Raw genomic sequence first — 1,276 nt, 5'->3', positions numbered from 1 at the left:
TGCAGGACCTGGTAGCGCAGTCGTCGGGGTTCGGCGCGGGCGAGTTCGCCGTCCAGGAGCAGGTGCTGGGTCCAGGTGAGCAGGTCGCAGCCGGTGAGGGCGAGTTCGAGCCAGGCGGCGTTGATCGCGAACACGCGGGACGGGAACCGGCCCAGCCCGGTGGACTTGGCGCAGCGGATCCGGTCCTCGACCCGGGCGTGGGCGCGGTGACGGACCTCCAAGTACTGGATCGAGCCCGCGCCGACTCCGGTGTCGGTGGCGATGACCTGGTGGCGCCAGCCTTCGACGGTGTCGAACAGGTCGAGTTGCGCGCCGGGATGCGGGCGCTCTCGCCGGGCGATCAGCCGGGTGCCGGGCGGGTAGCCGGCCAGGACGTGGGCGGCGACGAGGTGGGTGAGCTCGACGACCTGCGCACCCTCGCGCAGTTCGCCGTCGGTGTCCAGGGCGTCGATCCAAGCGCTGGCGTGAACCAGGCCGTCGCGGATCGGTGCGGTGATCGGCACGCCCACCGAGAAGAACGTCGACAGGCCCCGTTGGCGCAGGTCGCGGATGTGGTGCAGGAATGCGGTGGTGTGGCCTGCGGCGTCGGCGCGTACGAGGATGTCGCTGCCGTGGCGGTGCGCATCGGGGACCTGCGCCAGGGCCATGTCCAGCACGGTGATGTGGTCGGCGGCGGTGTTCGACCCCGCGCGACCGGGACGCAGCAGCCCTGCCAGGGCCTCGCGGGTGTTGTCGAGGAAGCACAGCAGCGGGTAGTAGCCGAACGTCTTCTTCCACGTCGGGCTGGCCTGCTCCTTCTCCGAGTGCGCGACCACGATCGTGGCGTCGATGTCCAGGACCAGGCCGGGCACGTCACGGCCGCAGGCGGTCGAGGCGGGCAGAGCGCCCCGGGTCTCGCACAACTGCGCCCAGGCGACCTCCCTGGCCGCGGCCCGCGCGGCCCGCAGCCTGCCCAGCGCCGCGGTGTCGATCATCTCCAGCGCCCGCCATCCCGTCGAGTCCGAGGCCACCGGCCCGAACAGTTCGGGCTGGGCGCGCAGCACGCCCAGGTCGGTGATCGCCCTGCCGCCGTCGGCGATCGTCACGGCCAGGTCGAGCGCGACCCGGCCCGGGTCGTGACCGCCCGAACGCCGTCCCGCGACCGCCAGGGCGTCACCGAATCCGCTGGTCAGGCCGGTGGTGTCGGCGAGGTCGGCCAGCAGCCGGGTCCCGGCACGCCCGACCACACCCCGTCCGTCGGCCGCGACGACCAGCTTGGGGCGCGACAAGGTAGTCT

The 1,276-nt window shown here is 73.0% G+C and carries 1 protein-coding gene; it reads right to left on the bottom strand.

The annotated features are described in order from the left end of the window. A partial coding sequence (locus tag AB0J67_RS41245; protein WP_363491294.1) for an IS1380 family transposase occupies positions 1 to 1,276 on the bottom strand: 1,276 nt, incomplete at both ends.

Origin of the sequence: Catellatospora sp. NPDC049609 (genome assembly GCF_040675365.1) — a bacterium.
Classification (GTDB): Bacteria; Actinomycetota; Actinomycetes; order Mycobacteriales; family Micromonosporaceae; genus Catellatospora.
Note: the sequence above shows the minus strand (reverse complement) of the source record. Positions and strands in the feature narration are given on the sequence as shown.